This is a genomic window from Blautia stercoris (assembly GCF_054657695.1).
This window is the reverse complement of sequence record NZ_BAAHYF010000002.1, coordinates 744,701-762,250: the sequence shown is the minus strand read 5'-3', so window position 1 is coordinate 762,250 and position 17,550 is coordinate 744,701. Positions and strand designations below refer to the sequence as shown.

Here is a 17,550-nt window from a genome sequence, read left to right as displayed (position 1 = left end):
TCTGAAACGGAAATCCATTTCAGAGCCTGATATTCATGATTTTGATTTTTTAATCAGTCATTCATTTCTCTTCTTCCATCCAGACTTTACTGTCGGTATCGGAATTTCACCGAATCATGCCTTTCAAATTTATTTTCCAGGCTCGCAGACTATCACTGCCGGTAAGGAATTTCACCCTGCCCTGAAGATTTTTCTTATTTACTTGATTAAAATTATAGTACAACAATTTAAATTTGTAAAGTGCAAATTTTAAATTTCTTCCAGCACAATTTCAAAAGAGACATCATCTCCAACCGCTCTTTGAAGTAAAACTCCTCCACTCATCAAAGCAACACCTGTGTACACCTCTTCTGTTCCGGCAATCTTATAATTTTTCTTAGCTTCTAAGCCCATCAGACGCAGAGTCTTTCTTAATACATTTGGTTTCGCACGGAACAATACACCCTGAACCAATATGGTTTTCTTATCTTCTGATATCCAGGACCATGCTGACATCCCATCCTCAAATGGATTTGCCAGACGATAATAATCACCGTTATAAATCAAACTTTGATATTCTTTATAATGGGTAACCTGTTTTGCAACAACTGCTTTTTCTTCTTCTGAAAGCTGATTTAAGTCTAATTCATATCCAAAGCTTCCTGCCATTGCAACCACACCTCTGGTTTCAATTGAGGTAATTCGTCCTGTCTGATGGTTTGGCACTGCGGAAACATGAGAACCTACTGTTGAAGTTGGATAGAAGAAACTTGTACCATACTGGATAAAGGTTCTTTCGTGTGCGTCGGTATCATCACTGCACCAAATCTGTGGGCAGTAGTACATCATTCCGGCATCAAATCTTCCGCCTCCGCCACTGCATCCTTCGAACAATACATCCGGAAATTCTGATGTCAGTTTTTCAAGCAATTCATACAGTCCCAGCACATATCTGTGTGGCATTTCCATCTGGCGTCCTCTGGAAAGTGTAGCTGTATACCAGTCACTGATACTGCGGTTCATATCCCATTTCACATATTCAATATGATTTTCTCTTAAAATCGCACTCATTACACCATAAAGATAATCCACCACTTCTGGATTTGACATGTCTAATACTAACTGATAACGGCTTCTCATCGGCTTTCTTCCCGGAATCTGAATCGCCCAGTCTGGATGATTACGGTACAAATCACTGTCCTCGGATACCATTTCCGGTTCAAACCAAAGTCCGAATTTCATACCCATTGCATTGATTTTCTCAACCAGGGCTTTTAATCCGCCATTTAATTTCTTTTCATTGACAAACCAGTCTCCAAGTCCGGAACAATCATCATCTCTCTTTCCAAACCAACCATCATCAAGTACCATCATATCAATTCCAAGCTTAGAAGCCTGTCTTGCAATATTTAAAATCTTTTCTTCGTTAAAGTCAAAGTAAGTTGCCTCCCAGTTATTAATCAAAACCGGACGACTGCTTAACTGGTATGTTCCACGGCAGACATGATTTCGGATGATGTGATGGAAATTCTGAGACAATTTTGCAAATCCTGTTGTAGAACAAGATAAAATCACTTCCGGTGTGTAGAACGCTTCTCCGGCTTCTAAGGTCCATTCAAATGTGTCTGGGTGGATTCCCATAACCAAACGAACCTGTTCTAACTGGTCTTTTTCTACCTGTGCCTGAAATCCTCCGCTATACATCAATGCAGCTCCGATGCAGTGACCATTTGTCTCTGTACAATCTTTTTCACAAAGCAGAACAGCCGGATTTTGATGATGACTGGAAGTTCCCCTGCTGCTGCTGCTCTCTGAAATTCCGTGCAAAACAGGAACTCGTTCTGCTTGTCTTTCCATAGTATGTCTGCCATAAAAATGCATCCATTCCCAGTCTCCATACGGAATATCCAGACACATACTATGCACTTTATTAATTACAATCGGTGTTTTCCCTGAATTTTTTACCACCACACTTCTTGTAATCACGTCTTCTTTTTCAAACACACCATACTTCAAAATCACCTCTGCTTCCGTTGCAGTATCTTTCAAAGTAATTTCTAATGTTTCTGCTTCGTCTTCTTTTGCATACACTGCCGGAAGCCCTGGAATCTCATATTTTCCTTTTTTAATCTGATATTCCCTGACTCTTAAGTCTAAAGCATTACTTCCATCTTCATGAGTAACAGAAATTGCAGAGATTCGAAAATCTCCAACTCCGCTGGTGCTGTATTCCTGTGGCAGAGTATTTAAAGAATAGGTTCTTTCATTTTCTGCTTCATAGATATTTCCGGAAAATCCTGCGTCCGGATAATCCAGAAGATAATCCATACAACAATCTGTTTTTTCTCCATACCAGAGATGATTGAGTACTCCGAAGCGATCCACCTTCATCTGATAAAGTGTGTTTTCTGTTTCCAGGTTAAAAATTTTGTCCTTTACTGTAATTGCCATACGTTTTCCTCCTAAACAAGATTTTTGTTTTCACTGTTTGCTCTCGTATCTTACTTTCTATTTTAACCTTTTACAGCTCCATTTGCTACCCCATTTAAGATTTGTTTCTGACATAATAAGTAGAAAATCAGAATCGGAATTAATGCAAGAATGTAGGATGCAAATGCAAGATTATAATTCGTACCAAACTGGGTCTGGAAATTCAGCTGTGCCAGTGGCAGAGTATTTTTCCCGGTTCCTGACATAATAACAAGTGGAGTCATTACGTCATTCCAGGTTCCAAGTGCCGTTAAAATCGCAACGGTCGCATGCATTGGAGACATCATTGGGAATATAATTTTCCAGAATGTCTGCCAGGTAGTTGCCCCATCGATAGAAGCAGCTTCTTCCAGCGTTTCCGGTATATTTTTTAAATATCCTGTGTATAATAAAATATTCATCGGCATATAGAAAACCAGATAAAGAAGTATGACACCTAAACGGTTTCCAAGTCCCATCTGTGCAGTCTGTTTTACAAGAGGCATCATTAAGATTGCAAATGGAACAAACATACCGCTGACAATGTAAAGATATATAAATCGAAAGGCCTTTTTATGTGCCATACTTCTCCCAATAACGTAACCTGCAATAGAATGAACTAAAATTGCAAGTCCAATTGTCACAAGTGTAATGAGTAAACTATTTCCCAGAGAGTTCCAGAAATCTGTTACTCTCATTGCTTCTTTGAAATTATCCAGACTCCAGCTTGATGGGAATGCCAGTGCACCTGCCACATCATTTGTCATTTCACTTGGCTTTTTAAACGCAATAATCACTGCCATGTACAGTGGAAAAAATACTGTAACGGTTCCCAAAATCAGGATAGCTGTCAAAATACGATTTACTTTTCCTGTTTCTTTCATTATAACTGCTCCTCCTTCTTATTTAAGACTGTCATCTGGAATACAGAAATTGCAACAATCACAATAAAAAATAACACTGCATTTGCACTCTGGAATCCAAACTGTCCGCCATCCATACCATTTTTGTAAATCAAATAAGAAATAGATTCCGTACTCTGTGCCGGACCGCCTTTTGTTAAAGACATAATCTGGTCAAATACCATTAACAGGTTCTTTGTGCTAAGCACCAGATTGATAGTTACAAACGGAATAACAAGCGGAAGGGTTACACTGAAAAACTCTTTCCATTTGCTTGCACCATCTAACATAGATGCCTCATAAACTTCCTGTGGAACTGTCTGAAGCCCTGAAATGTAGATAATCGTATTCATAGCAACTGCCTGCCATACACCAACAACCAGCACACCAATCCATGCATTTTTTTCACTTGCCAAAATACTGTTTTGAAGCCATCCAATATGAAGACTGGTTCCAATTCCCGGAAGGATGTAAGTAAAAATAAAGCTGAAAATATAACCAATTACCAGTCCGCCTAAAATATTCGGAACAAAGTAAATTCCTCTTAAGGCGCTCTTAAAACGAATTTTGCTGTTTAATCCCAGTGCCAGTACCAGACTTAAAAAATTTACCAGTATTGTTCCAACAATCGCATATTTAAAGGTGAACAGATAACTCTTTCCAACACGTGCATCGGTAAATAAATCAATATAGTTACGAAATCCTACATATTCATACGTTCCATAGCCTTTATAATTGGTAAAACTATAGATAAAACCTTTTATCATCGGCAATGTATTAAAGGCAAAGAACAAAATTAAAACCGGAATAATAATTGCCCAGAACGTTTTATCTTTATTTGTCATTTTCTTCTTCATAACAATCTGTCAAACTCCTCTCTTATTTCTGTTTTTCCTGATAGTCCTGCATTTTCCGGATTAAATCACGGTTGTATCTCTGCCAGTCTGTATCAAAACGCTTCAGGAAAGTATCTAATGCATTTTCGCTGTCATCTAACAAATAAGTCTGTACCATCGCATCGACACTCATCTCACTTGGATAATGGTGGTCATGGAAATCCGCCATTCTTCCTTCTTCGATATAGCTTCTCATATCTTCTAATTCCGGTGCCAGTTCAAAATCACCTTCTTTACATGCAATTCCGCCCTGATCATCTAAATAAATCTGAATGGTTTCATCTTCATATAAAAATCTTAATACTTCATAAGCAGCTTCTTTATTTTTACTTTCTTTCAGAACAGAAAACTGTAAATCAATTCCGGAGTTTAACACATTGTCTGCTTCCGAATCATTTGCCGGAAATGTAAACGAACCGATATTCATATCTGGATTTACTGATTTAATCTGAGGAATCGCATAACTTCCAATCGGATACATGGCGGCTTCTCCTCTTGCAAATGCGGTACATGCGTCATTATATCCATATGCATATGGATTCGGTTCCGCATAAGAAACCAGCTCTTTGATTTTTTCTGCTGTCTCTCTATAAGCATCAGAAAAAGTTGCTTCTCCCTTATTAACCTGACTGCAAATATCAGAATCTGTCAGTCCTACTGCCAGAGCATTCCACGGTGCCATACAGGTCCAGGTATCTTTAAAACCTAAATATAATGGCTGTACTCCACTTGCCGAAATTGTCTCACATAAAGTTGTAAATTCGCTCCATGTAGTTGGAATCTTCCAGCCATTTTCTTCAAACATATCTTTATTGTATAAAATACCTGCTGCATTTGCCGCATACGGAAGTGCATAACTTCCCTCTGTCGGAATCAGCTTCAACTCTTCTTCCATATCCAGATAAGCCTGTTTTGTTTCTTTGAGTACATCTAAGTCTGATAAATCCTCAAACAGCCCTGCATCTAAAAAATTAGAATAGTTCATATCTCCACCAATTCCTACAATATCCGGATAGTCTTCACGGATAAATCTGGTTTTTAAAATTGTAACCGCTTCATTTGGTGATTCAATTGTTAAGTGAATATCATCATGCGTTTCATTAAACCGCTCTTCAATTTTTTCAAAGGCTGCCACTGCCTCCGGCTTATAAGAAATCATCTCGACTTCTGTTTTTCCATCGGATGTTTTATTTCCACATCCACTAAGACTGACTGCACCAAGCAATATGCCGCCAAGTACAATAAGCCCTCTTGCCATTTTTTTCTTTGCCATCCTGACTCTCCTCCCTGTTCTTCTCTTTTTTCTTCTTTTATTTTAACATAGCAATATGCTACCTATGAATCGCCCGATTCTGCTATTTTTATACCCAAATGATAGATTTTCTGTTATAATAAAAAAAGCAATATCGCATTTTGATATATATTAAAAAGGAGCAGCTTTTTTATGAGTACCGTATCATTTTCTATCTTTCCAAATGACAATTTTATTGACCTGTGCCTTTACCAGTATGGAAAAGAACAATGCGACCCTGGACATTCTTTTGGACCCGCTACACGAAATCACTATCTCTTTCATTATGTTCTCTCTGGCACAGGCACGCTTATGGCTGATAATTCAAAGGGAATCACACAGACTTATTCCGTGAAAAGCGGTCAGGGATTTCTGATTTTTCCAGGGCAGATCACCACTTATTTTGCAGACCAGGAGCATCCCTGGGAATATGTCTGGCTGGAATTTGATGGACTAAAAGTAAAAGAAGCCTTTCAGACAACTTCTCTTTCTTTGGAACATCCTGTTTATCGGGCAAATTCAAAAGAGCTACGAGAAATTTTAAAAAATGAAATGCTCTATATTGTAGAGCATCGCATGGCATCCAAATTTCATTTAATTGGACATCTTTATCTCTTCCTTGACGCACTGACTCAGTCCACTCATTCTAATGAACTGACTTCCAGCAGTAAAATGAGTGATTATTATATCAAAGAAGCCATTCATTATATCGAGCAAAACTTTCAAAATGACATCAGCATTGAAGAAATCGCCGGGGTCTGTGGAATCAATCGAAGTTATTTTGGAAAAATTTTCAGGAAATCCATTGGAAAGTCACCTCAGGAATTTTTGATGAATTACCGAATGATAAAAGCAACGGAGCTTTTAAGCCTGACTTCTCTTTCTATTTCAGAAATCAGTCAGGCCGTCGGATATGATAATCCTCTTCACTTTTCCAGAGCATTTAAAAATGTTTATGGAATTTCTCCAAGAACCTGGAGAAAAGAAAATAAGTAAAAAAACGTGGCAAAGTCTCATCTATTCAGACTCTGCCACATTTTTTTATTGATGCGCTGTCTTTGTAATAATAGAATAATATTCCGGTCTTCTATCCCGGAACAGTCCCCATTCAAGCCGTTTTGCCGAAAGCTCATCAAGGTCATATTCTTCCTCTAAAATTTCTTCTTTATCCCTTGATGCCTTCTTAAGAAGTTCTCCTGTCTCATCTGTCAAAAAAGAAGAACCATAAAATGTTAGAGAGGAGGTCTGACCTCCATTTTCTTCACTTGGTTCTACCGTTTCCAGACCAATTCGGTTTGCAGCAATCACCGGCATAAGATTTGCGGCTGAATGTCCCTGCATACATCGTCTCCAATGCGGCATACTGTCACATTCCAAAATCGGTTCCGAACCAATTGCAGTCGGATAAAATAAAAGTTCTGCCCCTAAAAGTGCCATGCTTCTTGCCGTTTCCGGAAACCACTGGTCCCAGCAGATTCCAACTCCAATTGTCCCAAATCTGGTTTGAAAGACACGAAATCCGGTATCTCCAGGTGTAAAATAAAATTTTTCCTGATAATAATGGTCATCTGGAATATGTGTTTTCCGATAAACACCAAGAATCGTTCCATCGGCATCAATACATGCAATGGAATTGTACAGATTATTGACTTCTTTTTCATAAAAACTGATTGGAAGCACAACCCCTAATTCTTTCGCCAGACGCTGTCCCATTAAAACCGCTTCATTTTCCTCTACTGATTTAGCATAATGATAAAAATCATACCGACGCTGTTGGCAAAAGTATTCTCTTTCAAACAGTTCTGGAAGCAAAATAATATTTGCTCCGTCTCCTGCTGCTTTTCGTATCATTTCTTCTGCTTTTTTTCTGTTTTCTTCTGGATTTTTACTACACTGCATCTGAATTGCAGCCACTTTTACCTGTCTCATTCTTCTACTCTCTTTCTTCCTGCCGGAATCTGCTGTGTAATACAATGAATATTTCCACCACCCGTCAAAATATCTCTTGCATCTACTGCAATGATTTCTCTTTCCGGGCAAAGTTTTTTCATTATTTCCTGTGCACGAACATCACTTTCTTTGTTTTCGCCTCCAAATGCCGGCATCACAACTGCTCCATTGGAAAAATAAAAATTCACATAAGAAGCCGCCAGACGTTCTCCTTCCTCTCTGACGTCTTCTCCTTCTTCAAAGCAATATCCTTCCAGTTCTTCTTTTGTGACGCAAATCGGAATATCCGGTATCGGTAGTTTATGAACGACCAGTTTTCTTCCCTTTGCATCACATTCAGACTCCAGATAATCCAGACATGCTTTTGATAAGACATACTGTGGGTCATCTTCATTATCTGTCCAGGCAAGGACTACCTCACCCGGCTTTAAAAATGCACATACATTGTCCACATGCTCATTGGTTTCATCCAGATAAATCCCTCTTGGAAGCCACAAAATTTTCTCTGCTCCAAGATAAGATTTCAACTTTTCTTCAATCTGCTTTTTACTTAACTCCGGATTTCTTCCTTTGCTTAACAGACAGCTCGCCGTGACCAAAACCGTTCCTTCTCCATCCGAATGAATCGAACCGCCTTCCAGCACAAAAGGAGCTGCGTCATAACATTCATAGCCCTGCCAGGCAGAAAACGCTTTTGCAAATGCATTATCAAGCTTCCACGAAGCATAAAGCCCATCGACTTCTCCGCCCCAGGCATTAAATTCCCAGTTAACTGCACGCACCATTCTTTCATTTGCTTTGTCTGATACCACAAAAGTAGGACCGATATCTCTTGCCCATGCATCATCTGTTTTAGCTTCAAACACAGTAACCGGATACGGAATCTGCTTTCTTTTTAATTCATTTGCAAAGTTCGTTGCCTCTGCCACATCTTCTTTTCTTGCAGCTAAAAAGACTGCTTCACTCCTTGCAATCGCCTCTATGACCGCTGCAAATGCTTTTTTTGCTTCTCTTGCCTCGTTTCGCCAGGAACCCGGTCTGCTTGGCCATATCAGAATGCAGCCTTTATGTACTTCAAATTCTCCAGGCATAAAAAATCCATCTTGTTTTGGTGTCTGCATCTTAATCTCTCCGTTTTTTTCTTTTCAAGACTGCGTAAAGCGGACATTCGCAATCCGCTTCGCTACTTGCTCATGAACGCAGTCGCTTCGCGATCTGTCAGTGGGAGCTTTCAACTCCCACTGACAGAAGCATCCCCCCTCACCCGCCGCTTAGTGCTCTGCGCACTTGAAGCTGGGGAATGCTTATCTGCATTCAAAATTTTCACGATAAGCGTCCTTTAAAATCTTCATAAGAAAATTCTTTTACTATTTCCACTTCTCCATTTTCTTTTTTTAATGCAATTGCAGGGAGCGGCATCCCATTAAAGGTATTATTTTTTACCATTGAGTAAATTGCCATATCTTCAAAAACCAAACGGTCTCCTACCTGAATCGGTTTTTCAAAGCTATAATCTCCAATCACATCACCTGCCAGACAAGTCATAGAAGAGAGTCGATAGGTATAAGGTTTTTCACCCGGCTGATATCCATTTTGAAGTGGCGGGCGATAAGGCATCTCTAACACATCCGGCATATGGCAGGCTGCAGAAGCATCTAAAATCAAAATCTGTATTTCATTTTTTACAATATCCATCACTTCCGTCACAAGATAACCTGCATTTAAAGCAACCGCTTCTCCCGGTTCCAAATATACTTCTACGTCATATTTTTCTTTTATCGAGCTAATCAGTTTTTTCAAACTGTCAATTTGATAATCCGGTCTGGTAATATGATGTCCACCACCTAAATTCAACCACTTCATCTGTTTTAAATAACAGCCAAATTTTTCTTCAAATGCTGCAAATGTTCTGACCAGGTCATCTGCATTTTGTTCACATAAAGTATGAAAATGAAGCCCTTCGATTCCATCCAGACATTCTTCTTTAAATTCACTTTTTACTACACCAAGTCTGGAACCGGCTCCGCATGGGTCATAAATTTCATGCCCCTCCTGGGTAGAACACTCCGGATTCACCCGAATTCCAACACTGACATTTGATTCTTGGCAAATCAATTTATGTTTCTCATATTGGGAAAAAGAGTTAAAAATAATATGGTCGCAGATTTTTACCAATTCTTGCATATCTTCTGTTTTATACGCAGGTGCAAACACATGATTTTCTTTTCCCATTTCTTCCCAGCCAAGACGTGCCTCATAAAGCCCACTTGCAGTAGTCCCGCTTAAATATTTTCCAATCATCGGATACAATACAAACATTGAAAACGCTTTTTGCGCCAGTAACACATGTGCGCCGGTTTCCTCTTCCAATGCATGCAGAATCTCAAGATTCTCTCTTAATTTTGCTTCATCCACTACATAGCATGGAGTGGGAATTGCTTCCCACCTCATCGTACCACTTCCGGATTTTCTTCAACTACCCATGGAAGTCCATACTCATTCAACATTTCCATAAATGGGTCCGGATCAAACTCTTCAATGTTGAAGACACCGTCTTTATCCCAAATTTTATTTACAATCATAGCAGCACCTATCATAGCCGGAACACCTGTTGTATAAGAAATTGCCTGAGAGCCGACTTCTTTATAACATTCCTGATGATCGCATACATTATAAATATAAATTGTTTTCTCTTTTCCATCTTTTTTACCGGTGAAAATACAGCCAATATTGGTTTTTCCAACCGTACGTGGTCCAAGGGTTGCCGGATCCGGAAGCAACGCTTTTAAAAATTGAATCGGTACGATTTCTTTTCCTTCAAATTCAATTGGTGAAGTAGAGAGCATTCCTACATTTTCCAGACATTTCATGTGAGTCAGGTAACTCTGTCCAAATGTCATAAAGAAACGAATTCTTTTTACTCCCGGAATATTTTTTGCCAGAGATTCAATTTCTTCATGATGAAGCAGATACATATCTTTTTCTCCTACCTGCGGGAAATTATATTCTCTTTTAATTTCCATCGGTTTTGTCTCTACCCAATGACCATTCTCCCAATAAGAACCGTTTGCAGAGACTTCTCTTAAATTAATTTCCGGATTAAAATTCGTTGCAAACGGATATCCATGGTCTCCGCCATTGCAGTCTAAAATATCAATGGTCTCAATTTCATCAAAATAATGTTTCAGGGCATAAGCAGAAAATACACTGGTTACTCCCGGGTCGAATCCACTTCCTAGCAGTGCAGTAATCTTTGCTTCTTTAAATTTTTCCTGATAAGCCCACTGCCAGGAATAATCGAAATATGCCGTAAATCCTGCTTCTTTACAGCGTTTTTCATAAATCTCTCTCCATTCTTTGTCATCCGTATCTTCCGGCTCATAGTTGGCAGTATCAATATAGTCTACTTTACATGCAAGACAGGCATCCATAATTGTTAAATCCTGATATGGAAGTGCCACATTTAAAACAGCATCCGGCTGATATTCTTTTATTAAAGCAATTACCTCTTCTGTCTTATCCGCATCTACCTGCGCAGTTGTAATCACAGTCTCTGTTGTTTTCTGAAGTTTTTCTTTTAAAGCATCACATTTTGACTTTGTACGGCTTGCAACACAGATTTCAGAAAATGTTTTGCTGTTCTGGCAGCATTTTGTAATCGCAACCTGTGCAACTCCACCACATCCGATAATTAATAATTTTCCCATTTTTCTACCTCCTGAGTGTTTTATTGATTAATTTTTTTCTTCCTCTTCTAACATATCTTCCACATATTTCGGAAGCATAAATGCTCCTTTATGCAGATTCGTCGTATAATACCAGGTCTGAATTTTTCGTTCTTTCCATTTTTTTGCATCTAAATGTTCCAACGGATGGTATATTTTAGACGCAAACCCAAACAGCCAATATCCGGAAGAACACGTCGGAATATGTGCCTGATAGACACGACTGATTGGAAAACTATGACTTGCCTTTCGATGCATTACTCGGCAAGATTCCTCATCTTCATCATAAAAAGGGCTTCCGTGCTGATATACCATAATACCGTCTTCTCTTAAGGCACGATAACAATTCCCATAAAATTCTTTAGTAAATAGCCCTGCATTATGCCCGAGCGGATCAATGGCATCATTAATAATCAAATCATATTCATTTTGCTTTAAACGCAAAAATTTTAATCCGTCTTCATAAAAGATGCGTACTCTCTTATCCTCAAGTCCACATGCATTATCCGGGAAAAATTTTTTACAAACTTCCACAAAAACCTTGTCCGGCTCTACCACATCAATTTCTTCAATTTCCTGATAGTGCCCTAACTCTCTTGCTACTCCGCCATCTCCTCCACCGATCACCAATACTTTTTTTACGTTTGGATGTACGGCCATTGGCACATGTACGACCATTTCGTCATAGATAAACTCATCTTGCTCTGTAAATACAATGCTTCCATCAGCACTTAAAAATCTTCCAAACTCATCCGATTCAAAGACATCAATTCGCTGAAAATCGGTCTGCTGCTCAAATAACTGTTTCTGTACTTTAACCGACAACTTTACTTTTTCTGTATGATAATCCGAAAACCAAAGCTCCATCTTCTTTTTCTCCATTTCAGTTCGATTTAGACTAATACATTTAAGTACTCTACTTCTGAATCCATGGTTCCTTGCATGGAACAGCCTTTTTCCTTTGCATACATAATATATTCGATAATTTCTTTTGTAATGCGCTCTCCGGGCGCTAAAATCGGAATTCCCGGAGGATAGCACATTACAAACTCACTGCAGATTCTGCCTTCTGTTTTCTGAATCGGAAGCGATTCTTTCTTAGAATAAAATGCAGTCTGCGGAGACATGACAACGGTTGGCTCTATATATTCCATACTTGGCATCTCTTCCGGCTTTTTGGAATACAATCGCTTAATATCCGCAAGTGCTCCGACTAAGCGCTCGATATCCTGAATCCGGTCTCCGATTGAAATATAAGCAAGAATATTTGCGACATCTCCAAGTTCAATTTGAATATCATACTCATCACGAAGCAAATCGTATACTTCAATTCCCGCAAGTCCGATATCTCTTGTATAGATTGATAGCTTTGTCACATCAAAATCATACACACTGCTTCCATTTATCATATCTTTTCCATATGCATAATATCCACCAATGGAATTAATTTCTTCTCTTGCATATTCTGCCATCTGACTTACCTTTGCAAAAGACTCTCGTCCTCTTAGAGCAAGATTCCGTCTTGAAATATCAAGACTTGAAATCAAAAGATAAGACGCACTCGTTGTCTGAGTCAGATTAATGACCTGACTCACATATTCCCAATTCACATTTTTTCCAGTCAAAAGAAGAGAACTCTGTGTCAGGCTTCCCCCTGATTTGTGCATCGAGACAGAAGCCATATCCGCTCCTGCATCCATCGCACAGACCGGAAGATTCTCTCCAAAATAAAGATGCGTTCCATGTGCTTCATCTACTAAAACAAGCATATTATGTGCATGCGCCAGCTTTACAATCGCCCGCAAATCTGAACAAATTCCATAATAAGTCGGATTATTTACTAAAACCGCAACTGCATCCGGATTTTCTTTTATCGCTTTTTCTACTTCAAAACGTTCCATTCCAAGAGAAATCCCCAACCGGACATCCCGCTCCGGATTGACGTAAACCGGAATTGCCCCACATAGAACCAATGCATTAATAACACTTTTATGTACATTCCTCGGTAAAATGATTTTATCCCCTGCTTTGCAACAAGAAAGTACCATTCCCTGAACAGAAGAAGTCGTACCTCCTACCATAAAAAATGCATGCTCTGCACGAAACGCCTCCGCTGCAAGTTCTTCCGCTTCTTTTATGACAGAAACAGGATGGCAGAGATTATCTAACGGCTTCATGGAATTCACATCCAAACTGACACATTTTTCTCCTAACAATTCTACCAGTTCCGGATTTCCTCTGCCTCTTTTATGTCCCGGCACATCAAATGGAACGACTCTTTTTCTTTTCAAAGTTTCCAGTGCTTCATACACCGGTGCCCGCATCTGCCGATGCTCTTCTTTGTTATTTCTTCTGTTATATTTCATTTCTCCTCCGATGTTGTGTCATTCCCACTCCAAAAATAGAACGAAATTTCCTGTAAAGCAAACAAAAAAGGACAGGTGATTCATCACCTGTCCTGTAGTATCATTCTACAAAAGTCATTTTAAGTTTATACACTATGCATCCTTATGCATATTTGCAAAAACCATTTTCTTTCAGAGCTTATCGTTGACGCTTCCGCCAGCAAATATTTGCTAAAACTACTCTTATTGACCGTTTCACAAGTGATATCTCTATCTGAGAGGGTCGCAGGTTACTCTCCTGCACACAACTTATAAAATTTGAGCTTCTAACTCAATCAATAATGCGGTCTTTCACCGCAGTCGGCAGCTGCCCCGCCTGTCCGTATGGGCTTAACCAATTTCTTGGTGGGCAAATATTTGCATGAAAACAATTTTCGCATTCATGTATTTTTTAGTATAACATAGGTTTTTTTTAATTGCAAGAAATCTTTTATCTGGTTAACTTCCGAATCCACTTTCCATAATTAACGATCAAAAACGCCGGAACACATTTAAACCACTGATCCGCATTTAAGCAACACACCACAATTTGCGGCGACGCCTTAAATACAAACGCTGCAAGGAAAGAAATCGGAAGCACAATCCCCCATATACTGATAATATCAATCTTTGCTACAATCTGAGGACTTCCGCCGCCTCTTATAATTCCATTATTGGTCGGCATCTGATAAGACATTCCTACACAGACGGCACTTAAAATAATAAGAAAACTGTTCGCCATCGCTCTTGTCTCTTCGGATAAATTATAAATTCCAAGAATTGGAATTCGCAAGAAATATAAGGTAACCCCGGAACAAATTCCAATTGCTAAAAACAGCTTTTGGAGTTGCTTGGAATACCGAATCACTTGCACTTCATCTCCCTCTCCAACTGCTTTTCCAATGATAACAGAAGCTGTGGAGCACGCACCGACTGCTGCTGATTTCACTAAAAGAAACAGGTTGGAGGCAACACTGTTGGCCGCAATTGCACGTGCAGTCATATGACCTAAAATTGCAGTTTGAAGTGCAGTATTGATGCCCCAAAGACTTTGCACCAAAAACATTGGTCGAGTTACTTTTCCATAATCTGCAATGATTTCTCGATCCATTTGCTGAAAGTAATCCCGGAATTTTAAATCTAAGATCTTTTCTTTTCTTATACTATAAAAAATAACAATTCCACATTCTAAGATTCGAGCGACCAAAGTTCCAATTGCTGCACCTGTCACACCCAGCCTCGGTGCGCCAAACCTTCCAAAAATTAAGGTATAGTTAATTCCGTAATTAACCACTAACGTAACAATCGATAACATCAAGGCAATTTTTACTACCTGTACTGTACGAAGCGTAGCCAGCAAAATCGTCGTAACTGCAAAAAACAGATACGTAAATCGAATGATAGAAAGATACACACAGCCTTCCTTTACAATTGTGGTCTCTGTTGTAAAAATATGCATTACCGGGATCGGAAAAAAGGTCACAATTCCAAACAAAATCAAGGCAATTCCAATCCCAAAACGCATTGCAACATTGCCGATTTTTTTAATCGAACCGGTATCCTTTTTGCCAAAATACTGGCTACCTAAAATGACGGCACCTTCAGCAAATGCGGATAACATCTGCTGAAATATAAACTGGATTTGATTAACCGCTGTGACACCGGATAATGAGATTTCGCTGTAAGCGCCCAGCATAATATTATCTGTCAAGTTGACACTAAGCGTTAACACATTTTGGAGTACTAATAAAATATAAATTGAAAAAAAGTTTTTGTAAAAACCCCGCTTTTTCATGGTTCTTTCTTCTCCCGAATCTCCTCTTCCCATTTATGTAATTTTCTTGCCGCTTCCGGATTTTGCTTTTCCAGTCTCTTTTCAAGTCTTTCCCTGCTCTTCTTCAAGTGCTCCACAATCTCTGGATGATGAATCAATAACTGCTGCTCAATTTTACGTCTTCGTTTTTCAATCAATTGCAGAATTACTTTGCGATCTCCTCTTAAGTTTTCCGGAAGTTCATCTAAATGCAATTCCATTCTTCTTAATATTTCATCCTCATCAATTGCTCCAAGCGAATGCCAGTTTTTAAGTTTTTCTTCAATTCCAAGCTCTGCAAGGCGCTCCAAATCCGGCAGTTTATGCAGCTGTTCCATCACCTGATGCACTTTCTTTTCAATTTCTTCTACTGCATCATCACCAAAGGCCCAGGCAAATTCTTCTAAGGTATTTTCCTCTTCTGCCGGTATCATTGCCTCATGTACTGCATGCACCTTTTCCGGAATTTCAAGTGGACATGGAGAAGAAATTCCGGCATCATGCAAAGCTGCAAGAATGGTTCGGCGGACTTTTCCTTCTTCAATTAAATGTCCAATTCCAAGGCTTCTCATCTGTTCATTTACATTTTCGGAATGTTCTGTGATATAAAAATGAATTCCCTGTTTGTCAAAGTTTTTTGCCATCATTTCCAGACGATCTGCCGCTGTGATATCTATACTGTTGATTGCTCCTGCATCTACAATGACTACTTTTGTATCTTCTTTGATGCTGCTTTCAATATCGGACTGGAAAATCTTAATGTTTGCAAAAAACAGATTTTCGCTGAATCGATAAATAATTGTATTTTTAATCGGATAAGCATTGCGGTTTCGTTTTAAATCATAATAGGCTTCCTTGCCTGGAATCATACCATAAAAAGCACGAGGCGGATTGGTTGCTCGTAACACAACTGCTATAAAAGAAAGTAACAATCCGATTACAACACCATAAATGGTTCCCAAAAACAAAACACTGATGCACGCTGCTACAAATATATAAAATTCATTCCGACTTACTTTAAATAAGCGAATTGCCAGATGCAATTCCACCACATTCATAAGTGCTGAAATCACAATCGCAGTTAACACTGGCACCGGAAGATAACCGATAAAACCGGTTGCACAGACTAAAACAACTGCCATCACTGCACCTGCTGTAATCGAAACTGCCTGTGTTTTCCCTTCATACTGCTCATTCATTGAAGTTCTTGAAATACTTCCATTTACCGGGCAGCAACCCACACACGCAGCCGCAAGATTTCCCATTGAGCAGGCCAAAATTTCTTTATTCTCATCAATCTTATATCCATTTTTTAAAGCAAAATTATTTTCTGATAATAAGGTTTCTGACATGATAACCGCAGCTATCATCAGACTTCGCCCTGCCGCCTGCGTCCAGTCAATCCCTGCAAATTGAAACATATGAAATTTCGGAAGACCACTCTCTACTGCATCAAGCAAAACTACTCCTCGTTCATCCACATGAAATAGCAACGTTGCTATCACTCCAACCGCCATAATCACAATTGCCATCGGAAATTTCGGAATCAGTTTCCCAGCCAGCCGAAGAAAAACCAACGCTCCGACTCCAAGTGCAACTGACAACCAGTTAATTTCCTTACAGGTTTCAAAAATATGGTGAGCAAGTTCCGGTAATTCTCCTGAACCTGCCTTACCTCCTAATATCTTTGGTATCTGCATTAAAATAATCGTAAGTGCAATTCCGCTGATAAATCCCCCCATAACCGGTGTTGAAATAAAATCTACAATCCTGCCGGCTTTTAGAAAATAAAACAACAACAGCCATAGTCCGGTTAAAAGCGCAATCACAGGCACATACTGCATTGCCTCTTTACTTCCACTCTCAATCCCAAGTGAAACAAGTGCTGCTCCCACAATCGCTGCCGGTGCAGCATCTACACCAAAGATAAACTGTTTTGAAGTAGAAAACAGTGCAAAGAATAAAATCGGAAAGACCGAACCATAAAGTCCATAGACTGCCGGAAGTCCTGCAATCTGTGCATATCCCATCGAAATCGGAATCGACACCGCTGCCATAATAATTCCTGAAAAAATATCTTTTTTTAAGTATTCTTTTTTATAATTTTTTAATGTCGGAAATAATAAACCCTTCATACGTTT

The 17,550-nt window shown here is 39.2% G+C and carries 13 protein-coding genes and 1 riboswitch; of the genes, 1 reads left to right on the top strand and 12 read right to left on the bottom strand.

Translation table 11 applies throughout. The annotated features are described in order from the left end of the window. Positions 1-63: 63 nt before the first annotated feature. Positions 64-193, bottom strand: a riboswitch (FMN riboswitch). A 56-nt stretch (positions 194-249) separates the two neighbouring features. The 4 genes from ACYQ2D_RS13270 to ACYQ2D_RS13255 form a co-directional block, all read right to left on the bottom strand. Continuing rightward, positions 250-2,430 carry an alpha-galactosidase gene (locus ACYQ2D_RS13270; protein ID WP_187558588.1) on the bottom strand — a complete coding sequence of 727 codons (2,181 nt, stop codon included), beginning with the start codon at positions 2,428-2,430 and terminating at the stop codon, positions 250-252. Positions 2,431-2,492: 62 nt separating this feature from the next. Continuing rightward, a complete protein-coding gene (locus tag ACYQ2D_RS13265; RefSeq protein ID WP_117456856.1) occupies positions 2,493-3,332 on the bottom strand; it encodes a carbohydrate ABC transporter permease in 840 nt (279 codons plus the stop codon). Continuing rightward, positions 3,332-4,207: a carbohydrate ABC transporter permease gene (locus ACYQ2D_RS13260; RefSeq protein WP_459785753.1), complete on the bottom strand. Its 876-nt coding sequence runs from the start codon at positions 4,205-4,207 to the stop codon at positions 3,332-3,334. Before ACYQ2D_RS13260 ends, ACYQ2D_RS13265 begins: the two co-directional genes overlap by 1 nt. Positions 4,208-4,229: 22 nt before the next feature. Further along, entirely contained in the window at positions 4,230-5,519 is a 1,290-nt protein-coding gene (locus ACYQ2D_RS13255) for an ABC transporter substrate-binding protein (RefSeq protein WP_117456858.1), read from the bottom strand. Between the two features lie 171 nt (positions 5,520-5,690). Between ACYQ2D_RS13255 and ACYQ2D_RS13250 the strand changes: the two genes are divergently transcribed. Then, the gene (locus ACYQ2D_RS13250) at positions 5,691-6,533 is read left to right on the top strand and encodes an AraC family transcriptional regulator (protein WP_459785751.1); all 843 of its coding nucleotides are present in this window, start codon (positions 5,691-5,693) and stop codon (positions 6,531-6,533) included. A 45-nt stretch (positions 6,534-6,578) separates the two neighbouring features. Here the strand turns inward: ACYQ2D_RS13250 and aguB are convergent, their stop codons facing one another. The 8 genes from aguB to ACYQ2D_RS13210 form a co-directional block, all read right to left on the bottom strand. Next, positions 6,579-7,466 (bottom strand): N-carbamoylputrescine amidase, encoded by an 888-nt coding sequence (aguB, locus tag ACYQ2D_RS13245; protein ID WP_459785750.1) that lies wholly within the window; start codon positions 7,464-7,466, stop codon positions 6,579-6,581. Then, positions 7,463-8,608, bottom strand: coding sequence for an agmatine deiminase (aguA, locus tag ACYQ2D_RS13240; protein ID WP_459785748.1), 1,146 nt, complete (start codon positions 8,606-8,608; stop codon positions 7,463-7,465). The genes aguB and aguA overlap by 4 nt, the downstream gene beginning before the upstream one ends. Before the next feature lie 202 nt (positions 8,609-8,810). Further along, complete coding sequence (nspC, locus tag ACYQ2D_RS13235) at positions 8,811-9,938, bottom strand: carboxynorspermidine decarboxylase (RefSeq protein WP_459785746.1); 1,128 nt, start codon at positions 9,936-9,938, stop codon at positions 8,811-8,813. After that, on the bottom strand, positions 9,935-11,194 hold the full coding sequence (locus ACYQ2D_RS13230; protein ID WP_022304258.1) for a saccharopine dehydrogenase family protein: 1,260 nt from the start codon (positions 11,192-11,194) through the stop codon (positions 9,935-9,937). Before ACYQ2D_RS13230 ends, nspC begins: the two co-directional genes overlap by 4 nt. Positions 11,195-11,221: 27 nt before the next feature. Further along, complete coding sequence (speE, locus tag ACYQ2D_RS13225; protein WP_022304259.1) at positions 11,222-12,079, bottom strand: polyamine aminopropyltransferase; 858 nt, start codon at positions 12,077-12,079, stop codon at positions 11,222-11,224. A gap of 26 nt (positions 12,080-12,105) precedes the next feature. Continuing rightward, entirely contained in the window at positions 12,106-13,578 is a 1,473-nt protein-coding gene (locus ACYQ2D_RS13220; RefSeq protein WP_022304260.1) for an aminotransferase class I/II-fold pyridoxal phosphate-dependent enzyme, read from the bottom strand. Positions 13,579-14,047: 469 nt separating this feature from the next. Then, complete coding sequence (locus tag ACYQ2D_RS13215) at positions 14,048-15,391, bottom strand: MATE family efflux transporter (protein WP_459785744.1); 1,344 nt, start codon at positions 15,389-15,391, stop codon at positions 14,048-14,050. After that, positions 15,388-17,544, bottom strand: a complete 2,157-nt coding sequence (locus tag ACYQ2D_RS13210) for a SulP family inorganic anion transporter (protein WP_459785743.1) — start codon at positions 17,542-17,544, stop codon at positions 15,388-15,390. Before ACYQ2D_RS13210 ends, ACYQ2D_RS13215 begins: the two co-directional genes overlap by 4 nt. Between the last annotated feature and the right edge of the window lie 6 nt (positions 17,545-17,550).